We start from the raw sequence: 20869 nt of genomic DNA, 5'->3' as shown, positions 1-20869 counted from the left end.
TGGGCCAGCCGGTGGCCGTAGGGGCCGCACGGCCCACCGACCCTCGGGAAGGCCATGCTGAACAAGTACGCGCGTGCTTTTTTCACGCGTGTTCTCACACCGTTCGCCGCGTTTCTGCTCCGCCGCGGGGTCAGCCCCGACGCCGTCACGCTGATCGGCACGGCCGGCGTGGTGGCGGGCGCGCTGGTCTTCTTCCCCCGGGGGGAGTTCTTCTGGGGCACGATCGTCATCACGCTGTTCGTGTTCTCCGACCTGGTGGACGGGAACATGGCCCGGCAGGCCGGCATCTCCAGCCGCTGGGGCGCCTTCCTCGACTCGACCCTGGACCGGGTCGCCGACGGGGCGATCTTCGGTGGCTTCGCGCTGTGGTACGCGGGCAAGGGCGACGACAATGTGTTGTGTGCCGTGGCCATCTTCTGCCTGGCGAGCGGCCAGGTCGTGTCGTACACCAAGGCGCGCGGCGAGTCGATCGGCCTGCCCGTCGCGGTGAACGGCCTGGTCGAGCGGGCGGAGCGGCTCGTGGTCTCGCTCGTGGCGGCGGGCCTGGCCGGACTGCACGGGTTCGGTGTGCCGGGCGTTCAGGTGCTGCTGCCCATCGCGCTGTGGGTGGTGGCCGTGGGCAGTGCGGTGACGCTCGGGCAGCGCGTGGTGACGGTACGCCGCGAGTCGGCGGAGGCGGACGCGGCGGCGGGCACCCCCGAGGTGGGCGGTTCCGGAGCCAGGGGGAGTGAGGCGACATGAGCGCGGTGCGTGAACGGTTGACCGACGCGCTGTACGGACTCGGCTGGAGCGCGGTGAAGAAACTGCCCGAGCCGGTGGCGGCCGGGCTCGGCCGGCGGATCGCCGACACGGCGTGGAAGCGGCGCGGCAAGGGGGTGCTGCGCCTGGAGGCCAACCTCGCGCGCGTGGTGCCCGACGCCTCCCCGCAGCGGCTGGCGGAGCTGTCGAAGGCGGGCATGCGCTCGTACATGCGCTACTGGATGGAGTCGTTCCGGCTGCCGGCGTGGAGCGCGGAGCGCGTCAAGGACGCGTTCGACGTCAAGGACGTGCACCACCTGACGGACGGCCTGGCCGCCGGCAAGGGAGTCGTCCTGGCGCTGCCGCACCTGGCGAACTGGGACCTGGCGGGCGTGTGGGTCACGCGCGCGCTCGGGGTGCCGTTCACGACGGTCGCCGAGCGGCTGAAGCCGGAGACGCTGTACGACCGGTTCGTCGCGTACCGGGAGTCGCTGGGCATGGAGGTCCTGCCGCACACCGGTGGCTCGGCGTTCGGGACGCTGGCGCGGCGGCTGCGGGCGGGCGGCCTGGTGTGCCTGGTCGCGGACCGTGACCTGTCCGAGTCGGGCGTCGAGGTGAAGTTCTTCGGCGACACGGCGCGGATGCCGGCCGGGCCCGCGATGCTGGCCCAGCAGACCGGCGCGCTGCTGCTGCCGGTGACGCTCTGGTACGACGGGACGTCGACCATGAAGGGCCGCGTCCACCCGCCCGTCGACGTGCCCGAGACAGGTACGCGCGCCGAGAAGACGTCCTCCATGACACAGGCGCTGGCCGATGCCTTCGCCACCGGAATCGCCGAGCACCCGGAGGACTGGCACATGTTGCAGCGGCTGTGGCTCGCCGACCTCGATCCCGCGAAGGGACCCGACGCGTGAGGATCGGCATCGTCTGCCCGTACTCCTGGGACGTGCCGGGTGGCGTCCAGTTCCACATCCGGGACCTGGCCGAGCACCTGATCCGGCTCGGGCACGAGGTGTCCGTGCTGGCCCCGGCCGACGACGAGACCCCGCTGCCGCCGTACGTCGTCTCGGCGGGGCGCGCGGTCCCCGTCCCGTACAACGGCTCGGTCGCCCGGCTCAACTTCGGCTTCCTGTCGGCGGCGCGGGTGCGGCGCTGGCTGCACGACGGCACGTTCGACGTGATCCACATCCACGAGCCGGCCTCGCCGTCGCTGGGCCTGCTGTCCTGCTGGGCGGCGCAGGGCCCGATCGTGGCCACGTTCCACACGTCGAACCCTCGGTCGCGGGCGATGATCGCCGCGTACCCGATCCTCCAGCCCGCGCTGGAGAAGATCAGCGCGCGGATCGCGGTCAGCGAGTACGCGCGCCGGACGCTCGTCGAGCACCTGGGCGGCGACGCGGTCGTCATCCCCAACGGCGTCGACGTCGACTTCTTCGCCGGGGCGGAACCCAAGGCGGAGTGGCAGGGCGGCACGCTCGGGTTCATCGGGCGGATCGACGAGCCGCGCAAGGGCCTGCCGGTGCTGATGAAGGCCTTCCCGAAGATCCTCGCCGCGTGCCCCGACACCCGGCTGCTGGTCGCGGGCCGGGGCGACGAGGAGGAGGCCGTCGCGTCCCTGCCGGCCGACATGCGCCGGCGCGTGGAGTTCCTCGGCATGGTCAGCGACGAGGACAAGGCGCGGCTGCTGCGCAGCGTGGACGTGTACGTGGCGCCCAACACGGGCGGCGAGAGCTTCGGCATCATCCTGGTGGAGGCCCTGTCGGCGGGCGCGCCGGTGCTCGCCAGCGACCTGGACGCGTTCGCGCAGGTCCTGGACCAGGGCGCGGCGGGCGAACTCTTCGCCAACGAGGACGCCGACGCCCTGGCGAAGACGGCGATCCGCCTGCTCGGCGACGAGGAACGGCGCCGGGAGCTGCGGGAGCGGGGCAGCGCCCATGTCCGTCGCTTCGACTGGTCGACGGTCGGCGCGGACATCCTGGCGGTCTACGAGACGGTCACGGACGGCGCGGCGTCGGTGGCCACGGACGAGCGGCTGGGGCTGCGGGCGCGGTGGGGGCTGGCGCGGGACTGATGGCGCGGTGAGCCCTGTCGGACGCCGGGTGCGGAGCGGCAGCATGGCCCGCATGCGCATCCACCGACTGGACCTGGGGTACTTCGTCCGGCCCGCCACCGAGGCGGGCACCGAGCATCCGCGCGTGGAGCCGGTGCTCGCGTATCTCGTACGGCACGACGAGGGGCTGCTGCTCTTCGACACCGGGCTCGGGGAAGGCGACCCGGAGGCGGACGCGTGGTACCGGCCGCGGCGCAGGAGCCTGGCGGAGGCACTGGCCGCCGGAGGCGTCGCCCCGGGCGACATCGACCTCGTCGTGAACTGCCACCTCCACTTCGACCACTGCGGCGGCAACCCGCTCCTGGCCGGCCGCCCCGTCCTCGTACAGCGCACGGAACTGGCCACCGCCCGCGCCGGCGACTACACGATCGACGCCCTGGTGGACTTCCCCGGCGTCCGATACGAGGAGCTCGACGGCGAGGCCGAGGTGTGGCCGGGGATACGGGTGGTGCCGACGCCCGGGCACACGGCGGGGCACCAGTCGCTGGTGGTGTCCGGCGCGGACGGCGCGGACGGCGCGGACGGCGCGGACGGCGCGGACGGCTCGCACGGCGTGGTCGTGCTCGCGGGGCAGGCGTACGACTCCGCGTCCCAGTACGCCTCCGACGAGATGGCCCGCGCCACCGGGGCGGGCGGGCCGTGGCCGCCCTGGCTGGAACGGATCGCCGCCTTCCGGCCGCGCCGGGTGCTGTTCGCCCACGACCGGTCGGTGTGGGAGGGCGACGCACCGGAAGGGCATGCGGCGGCGTCCCGGTAGCCTTTGCGCCCGTGATCGAAACCCTCATCTGGATCGTCGTCGGCCTGGTCGCCATCGGGCTCTACCTGAGCTGGACCGCCGGACGGCTCGACCGGCTGCACGCCAGGATCGACGCCGCCCGCGCCGCGCTCGACGCGCAGTTGCTGCGGCGCGCCTCGGTCGCCCAGGAGCTGGCCACCTCGGGCGTGCTCGACCCGGCGGCGTCGATCGTGCTGTACGAGGCCGCGCACGCCGCCCGGCAGGCCGAGGAGGAGCAGCGGGAGGTGGCCGAGAGCGAGCTGAGCCAGGCGCTGCGGGCGGTGTTCGGCGAGCCGGAGCAGGTGGACGCGGTGCGGGCGGCCCCGGGCGGCGAGCAGGCGGCCGGGGAGCTCGCGGCGGCGGTGCGCCGGGTGCCGATGGCGCGCCGGTTCCACAACGACGCCGTACGGGCGGCCCGGGCGCTGCGCCGGCACCGCAAGGTGCGCTGGTTCCGGCTCGCGGGACACGCCCCGTTCCCGATGGCGTTCGAGATGGACGACGAGCCGCCGACGGCGCTGGCGGACCGGCCGGGGAGCGGCTGACCTCGGGAAAACGAGCCACCGGGTCACTATTGGCCCTTGATGTGGACTGGGTGGCCCGGGTTTCCTCGGTGTAGTTGAAACCGCCCCGTTTCTTGAGTGAGGTCATCCGTGTCCAGCACCACCACCCCGCAGTCGCCCGAGACCGGCACCGCGCGCGTCAAGCGCGGCATGGCCGAGCAGCTCAAGGGCGGCGTGATCATGGACGTGGTCAACGCCGAGCAGGCCAAGATCGCCGAGGACGCCGGTGCCGTCGCCGTCATGGCCCTCGAGCGGGTCCCGGCCGACATCCGCAAGGACGGCGGCGTGGCCCGGATGTCCGACCCGAACATGATCGAGGAGATCATCGACGCGGTCTCCATCCCGGTCATGGCCAAGTCCCGCATCGGCCACTTCGTCGAGGCCCAGGTCCTGCAGTCCCTCGGTGTCGACTACATCGACGAGTCCGAGGTCCTCACCCCGGCCGACGAGGTCAACCACTCCGACAAGTGGGCCTTCACCACCCCCTTCGTCTGTGGCGCCACCAACCTGGGCGAGGCCCTGCGCCGCATAGCCGAGGGCGCGGCCATGATCCGCTCCAAGGGCGAGGCCGGCACCGGCAACGTCGTCGAGGCCGTCCGCCACCTGCGCCAGATCAAGAACGAGATCGCCAAGCTGCGCGGCTTCGACAACAACGAGCTGTACGCCGCCGCCAAGGAGCTGCGCGCCCCCTACGAGCTCGTCAAGGAGGTCAGCGAGCTCGGCAAGCTGCCGGTCGTGCTGTTCTCCGCCGGTGGCGTGGCCACCCCGGCCGACGCCGCGCTGATGCGCCAGCTCGGCGCCGAGGGCGTCTTCGTCGGCTCCGGCATCTTCAAGTCCGGCGACCCGGCCAAGCGCGCCGCCGCCATCGTGAAGGCCACCACCTTCTACGACGACCCGAAGATCATCGCCGACGCGTCCCGCAACCTGGGCGAGGCCATGGTGGGCATCAACTGCGACACCCTCCCCGAGGCCGAGCGCTACGCGAACCGGGGCTGGTAATGACCACTCCGCTCATCGGTGTCCTGGCTCTCCAGGGCGACGTACGTGAGCACCTGATCGCCCTGGCCGCGGCGGACGCCGTGGCCAGGCCGGTCCGGCGCCCCGAGGAGCTCGCCGAGGTCGACGGCCTGGTCATCCCCGGCGGGGAGTCCACCACCATCTCCAAGCTGGCCGACCTGTTCGGCCTGATGGAGCCGCTGCGCGAGCGCATCAAGGCGGGCATGCCCGTCTACGGCACGTGCGCCGGCCTGATCATGCTCGCCGACAAGATCCTCGACCCGCGCTCGGGCCAGGAGACGCTCGGCGGCATCGACATGATCGTCCGCCGTAACGCCTTCGGGCGCCAGAACGAGTCCTTCGAGGCGGCCGTCGAGGTCGCCGGCATCGAGGGCGGCCCGGTGGAGGGCGTCTTCATCCGGGCTCCCTGGGTCGAGTCGGTCGGTGCCCAGGCGGACGTCATCGCCGAGCACGACGGCCACATCGTCGCCGTACGGCAGGGCAACGCCCTGGCCACGTCGTTCCACCCGGAGCTGACGGGCGACCACCGGGTGCACGCCCTGTTCGTCGACATGGTGCGCGCCGCGGGGTGACCCCGTCCCGGTAGGATCTCTGGGGTTCGTTCAGAAATTGGTTACGCGAAGGAGACAGGCAGATGTCCGGCCACTCTAAATGGGCTACGACGAAGCACAAGAAGGCCGTGATCGACGCCAAGCGCGGCAAGCTCTTCGCGAAGCTGATCAAGAACATCGAGGTCGCGGCCCGCACCGGCGGCGCCGACCCCGATGGCAACCCCACGCTGTACGACGCCATCCAGAAGGCCAAGAAGAGCTCGGTCCCCAACAAGAACATCGACTCCGCGGTCAAGCGCGGCGGTGGTCTCGAGGCCGGCGGCGTCGACTACGAGACGATCATGTACGAGGGTTACGGCCCGAACGGTGTCGCGGTGCTCATCGAGTGCCTCACCGACAACCGCAACCGCGCCGCCTCCGACGTACGCGTCGCGATGACCCGCAACGGCGGCTCCATGGCGGACCCGGGCTCGGTGTCGTACCTCTTCAACCGCAAGGGCGTCGTGATCGTCCCCAAGGGCGAGCTGACCGAGGACGACGTCCTCGGCGCGGTCCTGGACGCGGGCGCCGAGGAGGTCAACGACCTCGGCGAGACCTTCGAGGTCATCAGCGAGGCCACCGACCTGGTCGCGGTCCGCACCGCCCTCCAGGAGGCCGGCATCGACTACGACTCGGCCGACGCCAACTTCGTCCCGACCATGCAGGTCCAGCTCGACGAGGAAGGCGCGCGCAAGATCTTCAAGCTGATCGACGCGCTGGAGGACAGCGACGACGTGCAGAACGTCTTCGCCAACTTCGACGTCTCCGACGACGTCATGGAGAAGGTCGACGCCTGACCCACGCACGCACGCACGCGACGGGCCGACGGGAACACACCCCGTCGGCCCGTCGCGTCGTTGTCAGTGCCACCCGATAGCCTGCACAAACTGATGAGCGAAGAAGGGGTGGCGGCGTGCGTGTACTCGGGGTGGACCCGGGGCTGACCCGGTGCGGTGTCGGCGTCGTCGAAGGCGTCGCCGGGCGCCCGTTGACGATGCTCGGCGTCGGGGTCGTCCGCACCCCCGCGGACGCGGACACCGGCCACCGGCTCGTCGCCATAGAGCGTGGCATCGAGGAATGGCTGGATGAGTACCGTCCCGAACGGGTGGCGGTGGAGCGGGTGTTCAGCCAGCACAATGTGCGTACGGTGATGGGCACCGCCCAGGCCAGCGCCGTCGCCATGCTGTGCGCTTCCCGCCGCGGCATCCCCGTCGCGCTGCACACGCCCAGCGAGGTCAAGGCCGCCGTCACCGGCAGCGGCCGCGCCGACAAGGCGCAGGTCGGGGCGATGGTCACCCGGCTGCTCCGGCTGGACGCCCCGCCCAAGCCGGCCGACGCGGCCGACGCGCTGGCCCTCGCCATCTGCCACATCTGGCGGGCCCCCGCCCAGAACCGCCTGCAACAGGCGGTCGCCGCCCACCGAGCCATGAAAGGCCGCACCGCATGATCGCCTTCGTGAGTGGTCCCGTCGCCGCGCTCGCCCCGACCACCGCCGTGATCGAAGTCGGCGGCATCGGCATGGCCGTCCAGTGCACGCCGAACACCCTGTCCGGACTGAGGATCGGTCAGGAGGCGCGGTTGGCCACCTCGTTGGTCGTACGGGAGGACTCGCTGACCCTGTACGGCTTCGCCGACGACGACGAGCGGCAGGTCTTCGAGCTGCTCCAGACCGCCAGCGGCGTCGGCCCGCGCCTCGCCCAGGCCATGCTCGCCGTGCACAGCCCGGACGCGCTGCGCGTCGCGGTGGCCTCCGGCGACGAGAAGGCGCTCACGGCGGTGCCGGGCATCGGGAAGAAGGGCGCCCAGAAGCTGCTGCTGGAGCTGAAGGACCGGCTCGGTGAGCCCATCGGTTCGGCACCGGCCGTCGGCGCGCCGGTCACCGCCTCCTGGCGCGACCAACTGCACGCCGCGCTGATCGGCCTGGGCTACGCCACCCGCGAGGCCGACGAGGCGGTGGCCGCCGTCACCCCGCAGGCCGAGGCGGCGGGCGGCGCCCCCGAGATCGGCCGGCTCCTCAAGGCCGCCCTCCAGACCCTGAACCGCACCCGCTGAGACCCCGAGGCAACCCACTGTGAATTGGGACGACACCGCACCCACCAGCAACGAATCCCCGGCCGGCGCCGCCGACCGGCTCGTCGGGGCGTCCGCCGACGGGGAGGACCAGGCCGTCGAGGCGGCCCTGCGGCCCAAGTCGCTGGAGGAGTTCGTGGGCCAGGAACGGGTGCGCGAGCAGCTCGACCTGGTGCTCAAGGCCGCCCTCGCCCGGGGTGCCACCGCCGACCACGTGCTGCTGTCCGGGGCCCCCGGCCTCGGCAAGACGACCCTCTCCATGATCATCGCCGCCGAGATGGGCGCCCCCATCCGCATCACCTCCGGCCCCGCCATCCAGCACGCCGGCGACCTCGCCGCGATCCTCTCCTCCCTCCAGGAGGGGGAGGTGCTGTTCCTCGACGAGATCCACCGCATGTCCCGGCCCGCCGAGGAGATGCTCTACATGGCGATGGAGGACTTCCGGGTCGACGTCATCGTCGGCAAGGGCCCGGGCGCGACCGCGATCCCGCTGGAACTGCCGCCCTTCACCCTCGTCGGCGCCACCACCCGCGCCGGCCTCCTGCCGCCCCCGCTGCGCGACCGCTTCGGCTTCACCGCCCACATGGAGTTCTACGCCCCGGCCGAGCTGGAGCGCGTCATCCACCGCTCCGCCCACCTCCTGGACGTCGAGATCGAGGCCGACGGCGCCGCCGAGATCGCCGGCCGCTCGCGCGGCACGCCCCGTATCGCCAACCGCCTGCTGCGCCGCGTCCGCGACTACGCCCAGGTCAAGGCGGACGGCCTGATCACCCGCGACATCGCCGCCACCGCCCTCAAGGTCTACGAGGTGGACGACCGCGGCCTGGACCGGCTGGACCGGGCGGTGCTGGAGGCCCTGCTCAAGCTGTTCGGCGGCGGACCGGTGGGCCTGTCCACCCTGGCCGTCGCCGTGGGGGAGGAGCGCGAGACGGTCGAGGAGGTCGCCGAGCCCTTCCTCGTCCGGGAGGGGCTGCTGGCCCGCACCCCCCGGGGACGGGTGGCCACGCCCGCCGCATGGACGCATCTCGGCCTCGTACCGCCGCAGGCAGGGGGCCCGGGAAGGGGACAACAGGGGCTCTTCGGGGCGTGACGGCGAGGAGACTCGCCGGGTCAGGAACCGCGGTGCCATGCTGGGCGTTGTTCCATTGATGCGGACTCGCCTAGACTCCGCCGATGCCGACCGTTCAGGCCGGCGTACCCACCCCCGAAGATCAGGCCGCGGTTCCCCGCGACCGTGCGAAGGATTTGTCGTCCCGTGAGTATCGTGACTCTCCTGCCGTTCATCGTCCTCATCGGGGCCATGTTCCTGATGACCCGCTCTGCGAAGAAGAAGCAGCAGCAGGCGATGGAAATGCGCAACCAGATGCAGCCCGGAACCGGCGTACGGACGATCGGGGGGATGTACGCCACCGTCAAGGAGGTCGGCGAGGACACCGTCCTCCTGGAGGTCGCTCCGGGAGTCCACGCCGTCTACGCCAAGAACGCCGTCGGCGCGGTCCTCGACGACGACGAGTACAACCGCATCGTGCACGGTGACGGTGACCTGAAGAGCGACACCCCGGTCGTGCCGGACGACGCCTCCTCGCTCACCGAGTCCGACGACGCGAAGATCGACCTGGGCAAGAAGGACGCGGCCGACGAGGTCGAGACCGCTCCCGAGGCCAAGGACGCCAAGGCCGAGGACGCCAAGGCCGACGACAAGACCGACGGCGACACCGACGCGAAGTAAGGCGTGCAGACGGACCGCGTCGCCGACCGGCGTACGCGGTCCGTTCCGTGCCGACACACGCGGGGGATTCCCCACACCACTTCGTGGCCGCCCCGACGCTCACCCGGCGTAGCGGCGGTTGGACAGGGAGAAACGAGAAGGTGGCAGCACCCAAGAAGGGCCGAGGGCCGGCGTCGGGGGGGCAGGGCAAGCCGGGGCGTGCCCTGGCCGCGATCCTGATCGCCATCGGAGCCCTGATCGGCGGGATGTTCTGGTCGGGTGACCTCACCCCGCGCCTGGGCATCGACCTCGCCGGCGGTACGAGCATCACGCTCCGGGCCGAGAGCCAGCCCGGCAAGAAGGACGCCGTCAACAACACCAACATGCAGACCGCGATCGGCATCATCGAACGCCGCGTCAACGGTCTGGGTGTCTCCGAGGCGGAGGTCCAGCAGCAGGGCAACCGGCACATCATCGTCAACATCCCCAGGGCGACCGACTCCGAGAAGGCCCAGAAGCAGGTCGGTACGACCGCCGAGCTGTACTTCCGCCCGGTCCTCGCCGTCGCCGGCAGCGCGCCGATCCCGGAGCCCTCCGCCACCGGCTCGCCGAGCGCCACGCCCAGCGGCAAGGCGTCGACGACGCCGAGCCCGAAGCCCAGCGCCACCACGCAGGGCCGTGCGGTCACCGACGCCCTGAAGAAGGACGAGTCGCCGTCCCCGAAGCCGGGCACGACCGACAAGCCGGCCACCACGCCGGCCCCGCAGCCCACCGCCTCCGGCGCCGCGGCCGTCGCCGCGCTCGACAAGCAGTTCGCCGCCCTGGACTGCACGCCGGACAAGAAGACCAAGCAGGTCCCCAACCCGGCGCAGAACGCGGACCCGGCCAAGCCGACCGTGGCCTGTGGCACCGAGGGCGACGCCAAGTACATCCTCGGCCCGGCCGAGGTCGCCGGCACGGACGTCGACGAGGCGCAGGGCGTCCTCGACCCGCAGCGCGGCCGCTGGATCGTCCAGCTCGGCTTCACCGACGCGGGCACCAAGAAGTTCGCGGCCACCACCGGCAAGCTGGCCAGCCAGGTCCAGCCGCAGAACCAGTTCGCGATCACGCTCGACGGCCAGGTGGTCTCGGCCCCGTCCGTGAGCAGCGCGATCGGCGGCGGCAGCGCCGAGATCTCCGGCAGCTTCGACCAGGAGTCCGCCACCGAGCTCGCCAACATCCTGTCGTACGGCGCGCTGCCGCTCTCCTTCGAGCAGGAGAGCGTCACCACGGTCACCGCCGCACTCGGCGGTGAGCAGCTCCAGGCCGGTCTGATCGCGGGCGCCATCGGTCTCGCCCTGGTCATCATCTACCTGGTCGTCTACTACCGCGGGCTGTCGCTCATCGCGATCCTCAGCCTCGGTGTCTCGGCCGTCCTCACGTACGCGCTGATGTCGCTGCTCGGCCCGGCCATCGGCTTCGCGCTGAACCTGCCGGCCGTCTGCGGCGCGATCGTGGCCATCGGCATCACCGCGGACTCGTTCATCGTGTACTTCGAACGCATCCGTGACGAGATCCGCGAGGGCCGCACGCTGCGTCCCGCCGTCGAGCGCGGCTGGCCGCGTGCCCGGCGCACCATCCTGGTCTCCGACTTCGTGTCGTTCCTCGCCGCGGCCGTGCTGTTCATCGTGACCGTCGGCAAGGTCCAGGGCTTCGCGTTCACGCTGGGTCTGACGACCCTGCTCGACGTGGTCGTGGTGTTCTTCTTCACCAAGCCGCTGATGACGCTGCTGGCCCGGACGAAGTTCTTCAGCAGCGGCCACCCGTGGTCGGGTCTGGACCCGAAGCGGCTGGGGGCCAAGCCCCCGCTGCGCCGCTCCCGGCGTGTCTCCGCCACCACCGAACCGAAGGAGGCGTGAGATGTCACGACTCGGCAGCATGGGCGCTCGCCTGTACCGCGGTGAGGTCGGGTACGACTTCGTCGGCAAGCGGATGATCTGGTACGGCGTCTCCATCCTGATCACCATCACGGCCATCGCCGGACTGATGGTGCAGGGCCTCAACATGGGCATCGAGTTCAAGGGCGGCGTCGTCGTCACCACGCCCAAGCTCGCGGTGTCCACCGAGGAGGCGCGGGACGCCGCCGAGGAGGTCTCCGGCCACACCCCGATCGTCCAGGAGCTGGGCACCGGCGGTCTGCGCATCCAGATCAGCGATGTGACCACCGCCGAGGCCGGCAAGATCAAGTCCGAGCTCGCCACCGAGCTGAACGTCCCCAGCAACAACCTCAACGCCGACGTCGTCGGCCCGAGCTGGGGCGAGCAGATCGCCAACAAGGCGTGGATGGGCCTCGGGGTCTTCATGGTCCTCGTGGTGATCTACCTGGCGATCGCCTTCGAGTGGCGTATGGCGCTCGCCGCGCTGATCGCCCTGATCCACGACCTGACGATCACCGTCGGCATCTACGCCCTGGTCGGCTTCGAGGTCACCCCGGGCACCGTGATCGGTCTGCTGACCATCCTCGGTTACTCCCTCTACGACACCGTCGTCGTCTTCGACGGTCTCAAGGAGGGGTCGAAGGACATCACCAAGCAGACCCGCTGGACCTACAGCGAGATCGCCAACCGCAGCCTCAACAGCACCCTGGTCCGCTCCATCAACACCACAGTGGTGGCGCTGCTGCCGGTGGCCGGCCTGCTGTTCATTGGCGGCGGCTTCCTCGGCGCCGGCATGCTCAACGACATCTCGCTGTCGCTGTTCGTGGGCCTCGCGGCCGGTGCGTACTCGTCGATCTTCATCGCCACGCCGCTCGTCGCCGACCTCAAGGAACGCGACCCGCAGATGAAGGCGCTGAAGAAGCGCGTCCTCGCCAAGCGTGCCCAGGCCGCCGAGAAGGGCACCGCCGAGGACGGCTCCGCCGAGAACGCCGAGAGCGCGGAGGAGACCGAGCCGGAGGACGCCACGCCCGCCGGGGCGGTCGTCGGACAGCGGCGCCAGCCCACCCGTGGGCGAGGCAGGCGCCGATGACCGTCACCACGCAGGAGCTGCTCCTCAGCCGCATCCGGGACGTCGCCGACTACCCCATCCCCGGCGTGACGTTCAAGGACATCACGCCGCTGCTCGCGGACCCGGAGGCGTTCGGCGCCCTCACCGGAGCGCTGGCCGAGCTGTGCGAACGGCACGGGGCGACGAAGATCGTCGGCCTGGAGGCGCGCGGGTTCATCCTCGCCGCGCCGGTCGCCGTCACCGCGCGCCTGGGCTTCGTCCCGGTCCGCAAGGCGGGCAAGCTGCCCGGGGCGACGCTGAGCCAGGCGTACGAGCTGGAGTACGGCACCGCGGAGATCGAGGTGCACGCCGAGGACCTCCTGCCCGGTGACCGCGTCATGGTCATCGACGACGTCCTCGCCACCGGCGGCACCGCCGAGGCCTCGCTGGAGCTGATCCGGCGGGCCGGGGCCGAGGTCGCGGGCGTCGCCGTCCTCATGGAGCTCGGGTTCCTGGGCGGCCGCGCCCGGCTGGAGCCGACGCTGGCCGGCGCCCCGCTGGAGGCGCTGATCACGCTCTGACCAGCGCGTACAGGGCACGGAAACGGGCACCCGGAGACACCGGGTGCCCGTTTCGCGTTGTCGGCGCCGAGGCCCGTCCCCGTCCGGGGGCGAGCGGCTCCCCCGAGGTCAGTACCATGGGATTCCGGGCCTGACCGGGGGACCCGGACCCGCACGAGGAGCGCTCTTGCCAGACGAGGCCCAGCCACTCTCCGCCGCGAAGCCCGACCAGCAGGCCGACAAGGCCGCGGCGCCCACAGCCACGCCCCCCGACAAGGCCGCGCGGAACACGTCCGGCCCCACGGCGCCCCAGCGCGCGGCCGGCCCGGCCCCCGTCTCGGCGCCGAAGCCCACGCCGCCCGCCGCCGCCCGCTCCGGCGGCTCCTCCAACCGCGTCCGCGCCCGCCTCGCCCGCCTCGGCGTGCAGCGCTCGTCGCCGTACAACCCGGTCCTGGAACCCCTGCTGCGCATAGTCCGCAGCAACGACCCGAAGATCGAGACGTCCACGCTCCGCCAGATCGAGCGCGCCTACCAGGTCGCCGAGCGCTGGCACCGCGGCCAGAAGCGCAAGAGCGGCGACCCGTACATCACGCACCCGCTCGCCGTCACCACCATCCTCGCCGAGCTCGGCATGGACCCGGCGACGCTGATGGCCGGTCTCCTCCACGACACCGTCGAGGACACCGAGTACGGCCTGGAGCAGCTCCGCAAGGACTTCGGCGACCAGGTCGCCCTGCTCGTCGACGGCGTCACCAAGCTGGACAAGGTCAAGTTCGGCGAGGCGGCCCAGGCCGAGACCGTCCGCAAGATGGTCGTCGCCATGGCCAAGGACCCGCGCGTCCTGGTCATCAAGCTCGCCGACCGCCTGCACAACATGCGCACCATGCGCTACCTCAAGCGGGAGAAGCAGGAGAAGAAGGCCCGCGAGACGCTGGAGATCTACGCCCCGCTCGCCCACCGGCTGGGCATGAACACCATCAAGTGGGAGCTGGAGGACCTCGCCTTCGCGATCCTCTACCCCAAGATGTACGACGAGATCGTCCGCCTCGTCGCCGAGCGGGCCCCCAAGCGCGACGAGTACCTCGCCATAGTGACCGACGAGGTCCAGGCCGACCTGCGGGCCGCCCGCATCAAGGCCACCGTCACCGGCCGGCCGAAGCACTACTACAGCGTCTACCAGAAGATGATCGTCCGCGGCCGTGACTTCGCGGAGATCTACGACCTGGTGGGCATCCGCGTCCTTGTCGACACGGTCCGCGACTGCTACGCCGCCCTCGGCACCGTCCACGCGCGATGGAACCCGGTCCCCGGCCGGTTCAAGGACTACATCGCGATGCCGAAGTTCAACATGTACCAGTCGCTGCACACGACGGTCATCGGCCCCAACGGCAAGCCCGTCGAGCTGCAGATCCGCACGTTCGACATGCACCGCCGCGCCGAGTACGGCATCGCCGCGCACTGGAAGTACAAGCAGGAGGCCGTCGCCGGCGCCTCCAAGGTGCGCACCGACGTGCCGAAGAAGGCCGGCAAGGACGACCACATCAACGACATGGCGTGGCTGCGCCAACTGCTGGACTGGCAGAAGGAGACCGAGGACCCCAGCGAGTTCCTGGAGTCGCTGCGCTTCGACCTCTCCCGCAACGAGGTCTTCGTCTTCACCCCCAAGGGTGACGTCATAGCGCTGCCCGCGGGCGCCACCCCGGTCGACTTCGCGTACGCCGTCCACACCGAGGTCGGCCACCGCACCATAGGAGCGCGGGTCAACGGGCGGCTCGTACCGCTGGAGTCGACCCTCGACAACGGCGACCTGGTGGAGGTCTTCACCTCCAAGGCCGCCGGGGCCGGGCCCTCCCGCGACTGGCTGGGCTTCGTCAAGTCGCCGCGCGCCCGCAACAAGATCCGCGCCTGGTTCTCCAAGGAGCGCCGCGACGAGGCGATCGAGCAGGGCAAGGACGCCATCGCGCGCGCCATGCGCAAGCAGAACCTGCCGATCCAGCGCATCCTCACCGGCGACTCGCTGGTCACGCTGGCGCACGAGATGCGCTACCCCGACATCTCATCGCTGTACGCCGCGATCGGCGAGGGCCATGTGGCCGCGCAGGGCGTCGTCCAGAAGCTGGTGCAGGCCCTCGGCGGCGAGGAGGCCGCCAGCGAGGACATCGCCGAGTCGGCCCCGCCGTCGCGCGGGCGCGGCAAGCGCCGCACCAAGGCCGACCCCGGCGTGGTCGTCAAGGGTGTCGAGGACGTGTGGGTCAAGCTGGCCCGCTGCTGTACGCCGGTGCCGGGCGACCCGATCATCGGCTTCGTCACGCGCGGCAGCGGCGTATCGGTTCACCGCGCCGACTGCGTCAACGTCGACTCCCTCTCGCAGCAGCCCGAGCGCATCCTCGACGTCGAATGGGCGCCCACCCAGTCCTCGGTCTTCCTGGTCGCCATCCAGGTCGAGGCCCTGGACCGCTCCCGGCTCCTGTCGGACGTCACCCGGGTCCTGTCCGACCAGCACGTCAACATCCTGTCGGCCGCCGTCCAGACCTCCCGCGACCGGGTGGCCACCTCCCGCTTCACGTTCGAGATGGGTGACCCCAAGCACCTGGGGCACGTCCTGAAGGCGGTGCGGGGCGTGGAGGGCGTGTACGACGTGTACCGCGTGACGTCGGCCCGCAGGCCGTAACCAGGCGACGAAAAGGGCCTCCCCACCCGGGGAGGCCCTTTGCCGTGTCCGTGCGTCAGCCGCCGAACTCCTGAAGACCCTTCAGCGCCTGGTCCAGCAGCGCCTGCCGGCCCTCCAGCTCACGCGCGAGCTTGTCCGCCTTGGCGTCGTTGCCCGCCGCACGGGCCGCGTCGATCTGCTTCCGGAGCTTCTCGACCGCGTCCTGGAGCTGCCCCGTCAGACCCGCCGCACGCGCGCGTGCCTCCGGGTTCGTACGACGCCACTCGGCCTCCTCGGCCTCCTGGATCGCCCGCTCCACGGCGTGCATGCGCCCCTCGACCTTCGGACGGGCGTCACGCGGTACGTGGCCGATCGCCTCCCACCGCTCGTTGATGGACCGGAACGCCGCACGTGCCGCCTTCAGGTCCGTCACCGGCAGCAGCTTCTCGGCCTCGCCCGCGAGCTCCTCCTTCAGCTTGAGGTTCTCGGCCTGCTCGGCGTCACGCTCCGCGAACACCTCGCTGCGCGCGGCGAAGAAGACGTCCTGGGCACCGCGGAAACGGTTCCACAGGTCGTCCTCGTGCTCGCGCTGGGCCCGGCCCGCCGCCTTCCACTCCGCCATCAGCTCGCGGTACCGCGCGGCCGTGGCACCCCAGTCGGTGGAGCCGGAGAGCGACTCCGCCTCGGCGACGAGCCGCTCCTTGGTCTTGCGGGCCTCCTCGCGCTGCGCGTCCAGCGACGCGAAGTGCGCCTTGCGCCGCTTGGAGAACGCCGAGCGGGCGTGCGAGAAGCGGTGCCAGAGCTCGTCGTCGGACTTCCGGTCGAGCCGCGGCAGGCCCTTCCAGGTGTCCACCAGCGCCCGCAGCCGCTCACCCGCGGCCCGCCACTGCTCGCTCTGGGCCAGCTCCTCGGCCTCCTTGACCAGCGCCTCCTTGGCGTGCCGAGCCTCGTCGGTCTGCTTGGCCTTCTGGGCCTTGCGCTCCTCGCGGCGCGCCTCCACCGTCTCGACGAGCTTGTCGAGCCGCTTGCGGAGCGCGTCCAGGTCGCCCACGGCGTGGTGCTCGTCCACCTGATGACGGATGTGGTCGATCGCGGCCATGGCGTCCTTGGCCGACAGGTCGGTGGTCTTCACCCGCTTCTCGAGGAGGCCGATCTCGACAACCAAGCCCTCGTACTTGCGCTCGAAGTAGGCCAGTGCCTCCTCGGGAGTTCCGGCCTGCCACGATCCGACGACCTTCTCGCCGTCGGCTGTACGCACGTACACGGTGCCCGTCTCGTCGACGCGGCCCCACGGGTCGCTGCTCACAGCGCCTCCTCCACATGATGCCGACGAGGGCGGTCACCCCCGGGCATCGTCCACAGTTCCCTGACGGGCCTCGCCCGCCCTCCACAACGCGACAGTCGAGGTCGCGCTGCACAACGCCAATCTAGGCGACCGGCCGCCCGGCTGTCCGCACTCAGCGCGACCGAATTCCGCGGTTCACGCCTTGCTGACGGTGGCCTTCTCAATGGTGACGGCCTTCTTGGGCGCACCGTCGGTGGCGCCGCCCTCGACGCCGCCCTTGGCCACGTCCTGGACGACCTTCAGACCGGCCGCGTCCATCGTGCCGAACGGCGTGTACTGCGGGGGCAGCTTGGTGTCCTTGTAGACGAGGAAGAACTGGCTGCCGCCGGTGCCCGGCTGCCCGGTGTTGGCCATCGCCACCGTTCCGGCCTTGAAGGTCACCGCGCCGTCCGCGCCCGGCTTGCCCAGGGAGGCGAGGTTCTCGTCCGGGAGGGTGTAGCCCGGACCGCCCGTGCCGTCGCCCTTGGGGTCGCCGCACTGGAGGACGAAGATGCCCTGCGTGGTCAGCCGGTGGCACTTGGTGCTGTCGAAGTACTTCTTGTCGGCGAGGTGCTTGAACGAGTTCACCGTGCGCGGCGTCTTCGCGGCGTCCATGGCGATCGAGACGGCGCCGTGGTTGGTGGTGAGCGCCATCGTGTACTTCGCCTTGGTGTCGACGGCCATCTTCGGCTCGTCCGCCTTGGGCTCCGGCGAGGAGCTCGGCGAGGCCGACGGGAACTCGATGGGGTCCTTGGCGTTCGCGGCGGACTCGGTGCGGAAGTTCGTGTACGCCCCGGCGCCCAGCACCAGCGCCACGGCCACCGCGGAGACGATGATCCTGTTGCGGCGCTTCGCCTTGCGCTGGGCCTCCTCACGGCGCTTCTGCTGCCGCTCGAACTTCTCCCGGGCGAGCTGGCGCCGCCGCTGATCGCTGGTGACCACCGGGTCTTCTCCTTGTCGGTCGTCTGTTCCTGTCCTGGCCGAGTGTGCCCGTACCGTATACGGGTTGGCTGTGGAATGAGCAGCGCCGGTAGGCTCTGATCTGCTGCATTCCTCCGCCGGACGACGCGTGCCGGACGACTCTTTAAGGACGATCGTGCTCATTGCCGGGTTCCCCGCCGGGGCCTGGGGGACCAATTGCTACCTGGTCGCCCCCGCCGCAGGCGAGGAGTGCGTGATCATCGACCCGGGCCACCAGGCCACCCAGGGAGTCGAGGAGACGCTCAAGAAGCATCGGCTCAAGCCCGTGGCGGTCGTCCTGACCCACGGCCACATCGACCACGTCGCCTCCGTCGTCCCGGTCTGCGGCGCCCATGACGTACCCGCGTGGATCCACCCCTCCGACCGGTACATGATGAGCGACCCGGAGAAGGCCCTCGGCCGTTCCATCGGCATGCCCCTCATGGGCGAGCTGACCGTGGGGGAGCCGGACGACGTCCACGAGCTGACCGACGGGGCGAAGCTGAGCCTCGCGGGCCTGGAGCTGACCGTGTCGCACGCGCCCGGCCATACCAAGGGGTCGGTGACCTTCAGCATGCCCGAGGCGGCGGACATCCCGCCGGTCTTCTTCTCGGGCGACCTGCTCTTCGCCGGCTCCATCGGACGCACCGACCTGCCCGGCGGTGACATGGCCGAGATGCTCGAATCGCTGGCCCGCGTGTGCCTGCCGCTCGACGACTCGACCGTGGTGCTGTCCGGCCACGGCCCCCAGACGACCATCGGCCGCGAGCGCGCCACCAACCCGTACCTGAGGGAAGTGGCGACCGGCCTCGGGAGCACGGATGCTCCCCGACGAGGAATGTGACGAGAGAAGTCCCGTGAGTACCTTCCAGGCCCCCAAGGGCACCTACGACCTGCTGCCGCCGAGCTCCGCGACGTACCTCGCCGTCCGCGAGGCGATCTCCGCGCCGCTGAAGAACTCCGGCTACGGGTACGTCGAGACCCCCGGCTTCGAGAACGTCGAGCTGTTCGCCCGCGGTGTCGGCGAGTCCACCGACATCGTCACCAAGGAGATGTACGCCTTCGAGACCAAGGGCGGCGACAGGCTCGCCCTGCGCCCCGAGGGCACCGCGTCCGTGCTGCGCGCCGCGCTGGAGGCCAACCTGCACAAGCAGGGCAACCTCCCCGTCAAGCTCTGGTACTCCGGCTCGTACTACCGCTACGAGCGCCCGCAGAAGGGCCGCTACCGCCACTTCTCCCAGGTGGGCGCCGAGGCGATCGGCGCGGAGGACCCGGCGCTGGACGCCGAGCTGATCATCCTCGCCGACCAGGCGTACCGCTCGCTCGGCCTGCGCAACTTCCGCATCCTGCTGAACTCGCTGGGCGACAAGGAGTGCCGCCCCGTCTACCGCGAGGCGCTCCAGGGCTTCCTGCGCGGGCTGGACCTGGACGAGGACACCCGCCGCCGCGTCGACATCAACCCGCTGCGGGTCCTCGACGACAAGCGCGCCGACGTCCAGAAGCAGCTCGTGGGCGCGCCGCTGCTGCGGGACCACCTGTGTGACGCCTGCAAGGCGTACCACTCCGAGGTCCGCGAGCTGCTGACCGCGGCCGGGGTGGTCTTCGAGGACGACGAGAAGCTGGTACGCGGCCTGGACTACTACACGCGCACCACGTTCGAGTTCGTCCATGACGGTCTCGGCTCGCAGTCCGCGGTGGGCGGCGGCGGCCGCTACGACGGCCTCTCCGAGATGATCGGCGGCCCCGCGCTGCCCTCGGTGGGCTGGGCGCTCGGCGTGGACCGCACGGTCCTGGCGCTGGAGGCCGAGGGCATCACCCTCGACCTGCCGGCCACCACCAGCGTGTTCGCCGTGCCCATCGGCGAGGAGGCCCGGCGCCGCCTGTTCGCCGTGGTCAACGAGCTCCGCAGGGCGGGCGTCGCGACGGACTTCGCGTACGGCGGCAAGGGCCTCAAGGCCTCGATGAAGGCCGCCAACCGCAGCGGCGCCCGGTACGCCCTCGTGCTGGGCGAGCGGGACCTCGCCGAGGGCGTGGCCCAGCTCAAGGACATGGAGTCCGGCGAGCAGGAGCCGGTCGCGCTCGACGCCATCGTCGAGAAGCTGGCCTCCCGCCCGGCCTGACCTCCAAGGACACCCCGGCCCCGGCCGGGGTGTCCTTATGTCCACCGAACGGCGGACAGTGGCCGCCATGCGGCAGAATGATCCTCCATGACGACTGCATCGGTTGACGAAAAGTCCTCCGACACGACCACGGTCGGCAGCAGCCGGGCCTTCGCATGGATGCTGGTGATCACGGGCGCGGCCGGGCTGCTCGCGGCGTGGGTGATCACGCTCGACAAGTTCAAGCTGCTGGAGGACCCGAACTTCACCCCCGGGTGCAGCCTCAACCCGATCGTGTCCTGCGGCAACATCATGAAGAGCGAGCAGGCCTCGGCCTTCGGGTTCCCGAATCCCATGCTCGGCCTGGTCACCTACGGCATGGTCGTCGCCATCGGCGTCGCGCTCCTCGCCGGGGCCCGTTACCGCCGCTGGTACTGGCTCGGCCTGAACGCCGGCACGCTCTTCGGCGTGGGCTTCTGCATGTGGCTCATGTACCAGTCGCTGTACGAGATCAACGCGCTGTGCCTGTGGTGCTCCCTGGCCTGGATCGCGACGATCGTCATGTTCTGGTACGTCACCTCGCACAACGTACGCAACGGCCTGCTGCCCGCACCCCGCCCGGTCAGGACCTTCCTCGACGAGTTCACCTGGGTCCTCCCCGTCCTGCACATCGGGATCATCGGCATGCTGATCCTGACCCGCTGGTGGGATTTCTGGACGAGCTGATCCGCTCCGGACCGACTG

At 70.9% G+C, this 20869-nt stretch carries 21 protein-coding genes; 19 read left to right on the top strand and 2 right to left on the bottom strand.

All coding sequences use genetic code 11. From position 1 onward, the window contains the following. The first annotated feature begins 54 nt into the window (after positions 1–54). The 16 genes from pgsA to ACZ46W_RS24980 all read left to right on the top strand — a co-directional run bounded on the left by pgsA (position 55) and on the right by ACZ46W_RS24980 (position 15763). On the top strand, positions 55–741 hold the full coding sequence (pgsA, locus tag ACZ46W_RS25055; RefSeq protein WP_468341539.1) for a phosphatidylinositol phosphate synthase: 687 nt from the start codon (positions 55–57) through the stop codon (positions 739–741). Beyond that, the gene (locus ACZ46W_RS25050) at positions 738–1652 is read left to right on the top strand and encodes a phosphatidylinositol mannoside acyltransferase (protein WP_468341536.1); all 915 of its coding nucleotides are present in this window, start codon (positions 738–740) and stop codon (positions 1650–1652) included. The genes pgsA and ACZ46W_RS25050 overlap by 4 nt, the downstream gene beginning before the upstream one ends. Further along, positions 1649–2809, top strand: coding sequence for a glycosyltransferase family 4 protein (locus ACZ46W_RS25045; RefSeq protein ID WP_468341534.1), 1161 nt, complete (start codon positions 1649–1651; stop codon positions 2807–2809). The genes ACZ46W_RS25050 and ACZ46W_RS25045 overlap by 4 nt, the downstream gene beginning before the upstream one ends. Positions 2810–2852: 43 nt before the next feature. Then, the gene (locus tag ACZ46W_RS25040) at positions 2853–3605 is read left to right on the top strand and encodes an N-acyl homoserine lactonase family protein (RefSeq protein WP_468341531.1); all 753 of its coding nucleotides are present in this window, start codon (positions 2853–2855) and stop codon (positions 3603–3605) included. An 11-nt stretch (positions 3606–3616) separates the two neighbouring features. Beyond that, positions 3617–4165 carry a LemA family protein gene (locus ACZ46W_RS25035; RefSeq protein ID WP_468341528.1) on the top strand — a complete coding sequence of 183 codons (549 nt, stop codon included), beginning with the start codon at positions 3617–3619 and terminating at the stop codon, positions 4163–4165. Between the two features lie 108 nt (positions 4166–4273). Next, complete coding sequence (gene pdxS / locus ACZ46W_RS25030; protein WP_073758122.1) at positions 4274–5182, top strand: pyridoxal 5'-phosphate synthase lyase subunit PdxS; 909 nt, start codon at positions 4274–4276, stop codon at positions 5180–5182. Beyond that, a complete protein-coding gene (gene pdxT, locus ACZ46W_RS25025; RefSeq protein ID WP_366130699.1) occupies positions 5182–5772 on the top strand; it encodes a pyridoxal 5'-phosphate synthase glutaminase subunit PdxT in 591 nt (196 codons plus the stop codon). The genes pdxS and pdxT overlap by 1 nt, the downstream gene beginning before the upstream one ends. Positions 5773–5834: 62 nt before the next feature. Then, a complete protein-coding gene (locus ACZ46W_RS25020; RefSeq protein ID WP_366130700.1) occupies positions 5835–6587 on the top strand; it encodes a YebC/PmpR family DNA-binding transcriptional regulator in 753 nt (250 codons plus the stop codon). 116 nt (positions 6588–6703) lie between these two features. After that, entirely contained in the window at positions 6704–7237 is a 534-nt protein-coding gene (ruvC, locus tag ACZ46W_RS25015) for a crossover junction endodeoxyribonuclease RuvC (protein ID WP_468341523.1), read from the top strand. Then, positions 7234–7842, top strand: a complete 609-nt coding sequence (gene ruvA, locus ACZ46W_RS25010; RefSeq protein WP_468341521.1) for a Holliday junction branch migration protein RuvA — start codon at positions 7234–7236, stop codon at positions 7840–7842. Before ruvC ends, ruvA begins: the two co-directional genes overlap by 4 nt. Positions 7843–7861: 19 nt before the next feature. Further along, positions 7862–8950, top strand: a complete 1089-nt coding sequence (ruvB, locus tag ACZ46W_RS25005; protein ID WP_468341518.1) for a Holliday junction branch migration DNA helicase RuvB — start codon at positions 7862–7864, stop codon at positions 8948–8950. A 165-nt stretch (positions 8951–9115) separates the two neighbouring features. Beyond that, positions 9116–9589, top strand: coding sequence for a preprotein translocase subunit YajC (yajC, locus tag ACZ46W_RS25000; protein WP_468341515.1), 474 nt, complete (start codon positions 9116–9118; stop codon positions 9587–9589). A gap of 140 nt (positions 9590–9729) precedes the next feature. Then, complete coding sequence (gene secD, locus ACZ46W_RS24995) at positions 9730–11466, top strand: protein translocase subunit SecD (protein ID WP_468341512.1); 1737 nt, start codon at positions 9730–9732, stop codon at positions 11464–11466. A gap of 1 nt (position 11467) precedes the next feature. After that, the gene (gene secF, locus ACZ46W_RS24990; RefSeq protein ID WP_468341509.1) at positions 11468–12574 is read left to right on the top strand and encodes a protein translocase subunit SecF; all 1107 of its coding nucleotides are present in this window, start codon (positions 11468–11470) and stop codon (positions 12572–12574) included. Continuing rightward, positions 12571–13113, top strand: coding sequence for an adenine phosphoribosyltransferase (locus ACZ46W_RS24985; protein ID WP_366130707.1), 543 nt, complete (start codon positions 12571–12573; stop codon positions 13111–13113). The genes secF and ACZ46W_RS24985 overlap by 4 nt, the downstream gene beginning before the upstream one ends. Before the next feature lie 166 nt (positions 13114–13279). Next, on the top strand, positions 13280–15763 hold the full coding sequence (locus tag ACZ46W_RS24980) for a RelA/SpoT family protein (RefSeq protein ID WP_366130708.1): 2484 nt from the start codon (positions 13280–13282) through the stop codon (positions 15761–15763). 55 nt (positions 15764–15818) lie between these two features. Here the strand turns inward: ACZ46W_RS24980 and ACZ46W_RS24975 are convergent, their stop codons facing one another. Both ACZ46W_RS24975 and ACZ46W_RS24970 read right to left on the bottom strand, forming a co-directional pair. Next, complete coding sequence (locus ACZ46W_RS24975; RefSeq protein WP_468341506.1) at positions 15819–17048, bottom strand: DUF349 domain-containing protein; 1230 nt, start codon at positions 17046–17048, stop codon at positions 15819–15821. Between the two features lie 174 nt (positions 17049–17222). After that, a complete protein-coding gene (locus ACZ46W_RS24970) occupies positions 17223–18008 on the bottom strand; it encodes a peptidylprolyl isomerase (protein WP_468341503.1) in 786 nt (261 codons plus the stop codon). A gap of 154 nt (positions 18009–18162) precedes the next feature. On the opposite strand from ACZ46W_RS24970, the gene ACZ46W_RS24965 reads away from it, so the two are divergent. From ACZ46W_RS24965 to ACZ46W_RS24955, 3 genes are all read left to right on the top strand, one after another. Next, the gene (locus ACZ46W_RS24965) at positions 18163–18870 is read left to right on the top strand and encodes an MBL fold metallo-hydrolase (protein WP_468341500.1); all 708 of its coding nucleotides are present in this window, start codon (positions 18163–18165) and stop codon (positions 18868–18870) included. A 13-nt stretch (positions 18871–18883) separates the two neighbouring features. Further along, on the top strand, positions 18884–20146 hold the full coding sequence (hisS, locus tag ACZ46W_RS24960; RefSeq protein ID WP_468341497.1) for a histidine--tRNA ligase: 1263 nt from the start codon (positions 18884–18886) through the stop codon (positions 20144–20146). Positions 20147–20233: 87 nt separating this feature from the next. After that, complete coding sequence (locus ACZ46W_RS24955; RefSeq protein ID WP_468341494.1) at positions 20234–20851, top strand: vitamin K epoxide reductase family protein; 618 nt, start codon at positions 20234–20236, stop codon at positions 20849–20851. Positions 20852–20869 lie beyond the last annotated feature (18 nt).

Source organism: Streptomyces sp. NPDC031064 (genome assembly GCF_055570965.1).
The sequence above is the reverse complement of the archived record's forward strand: the minus strand, read 5'-3'. Positions and strand labels throughout refer to the sequence as shown.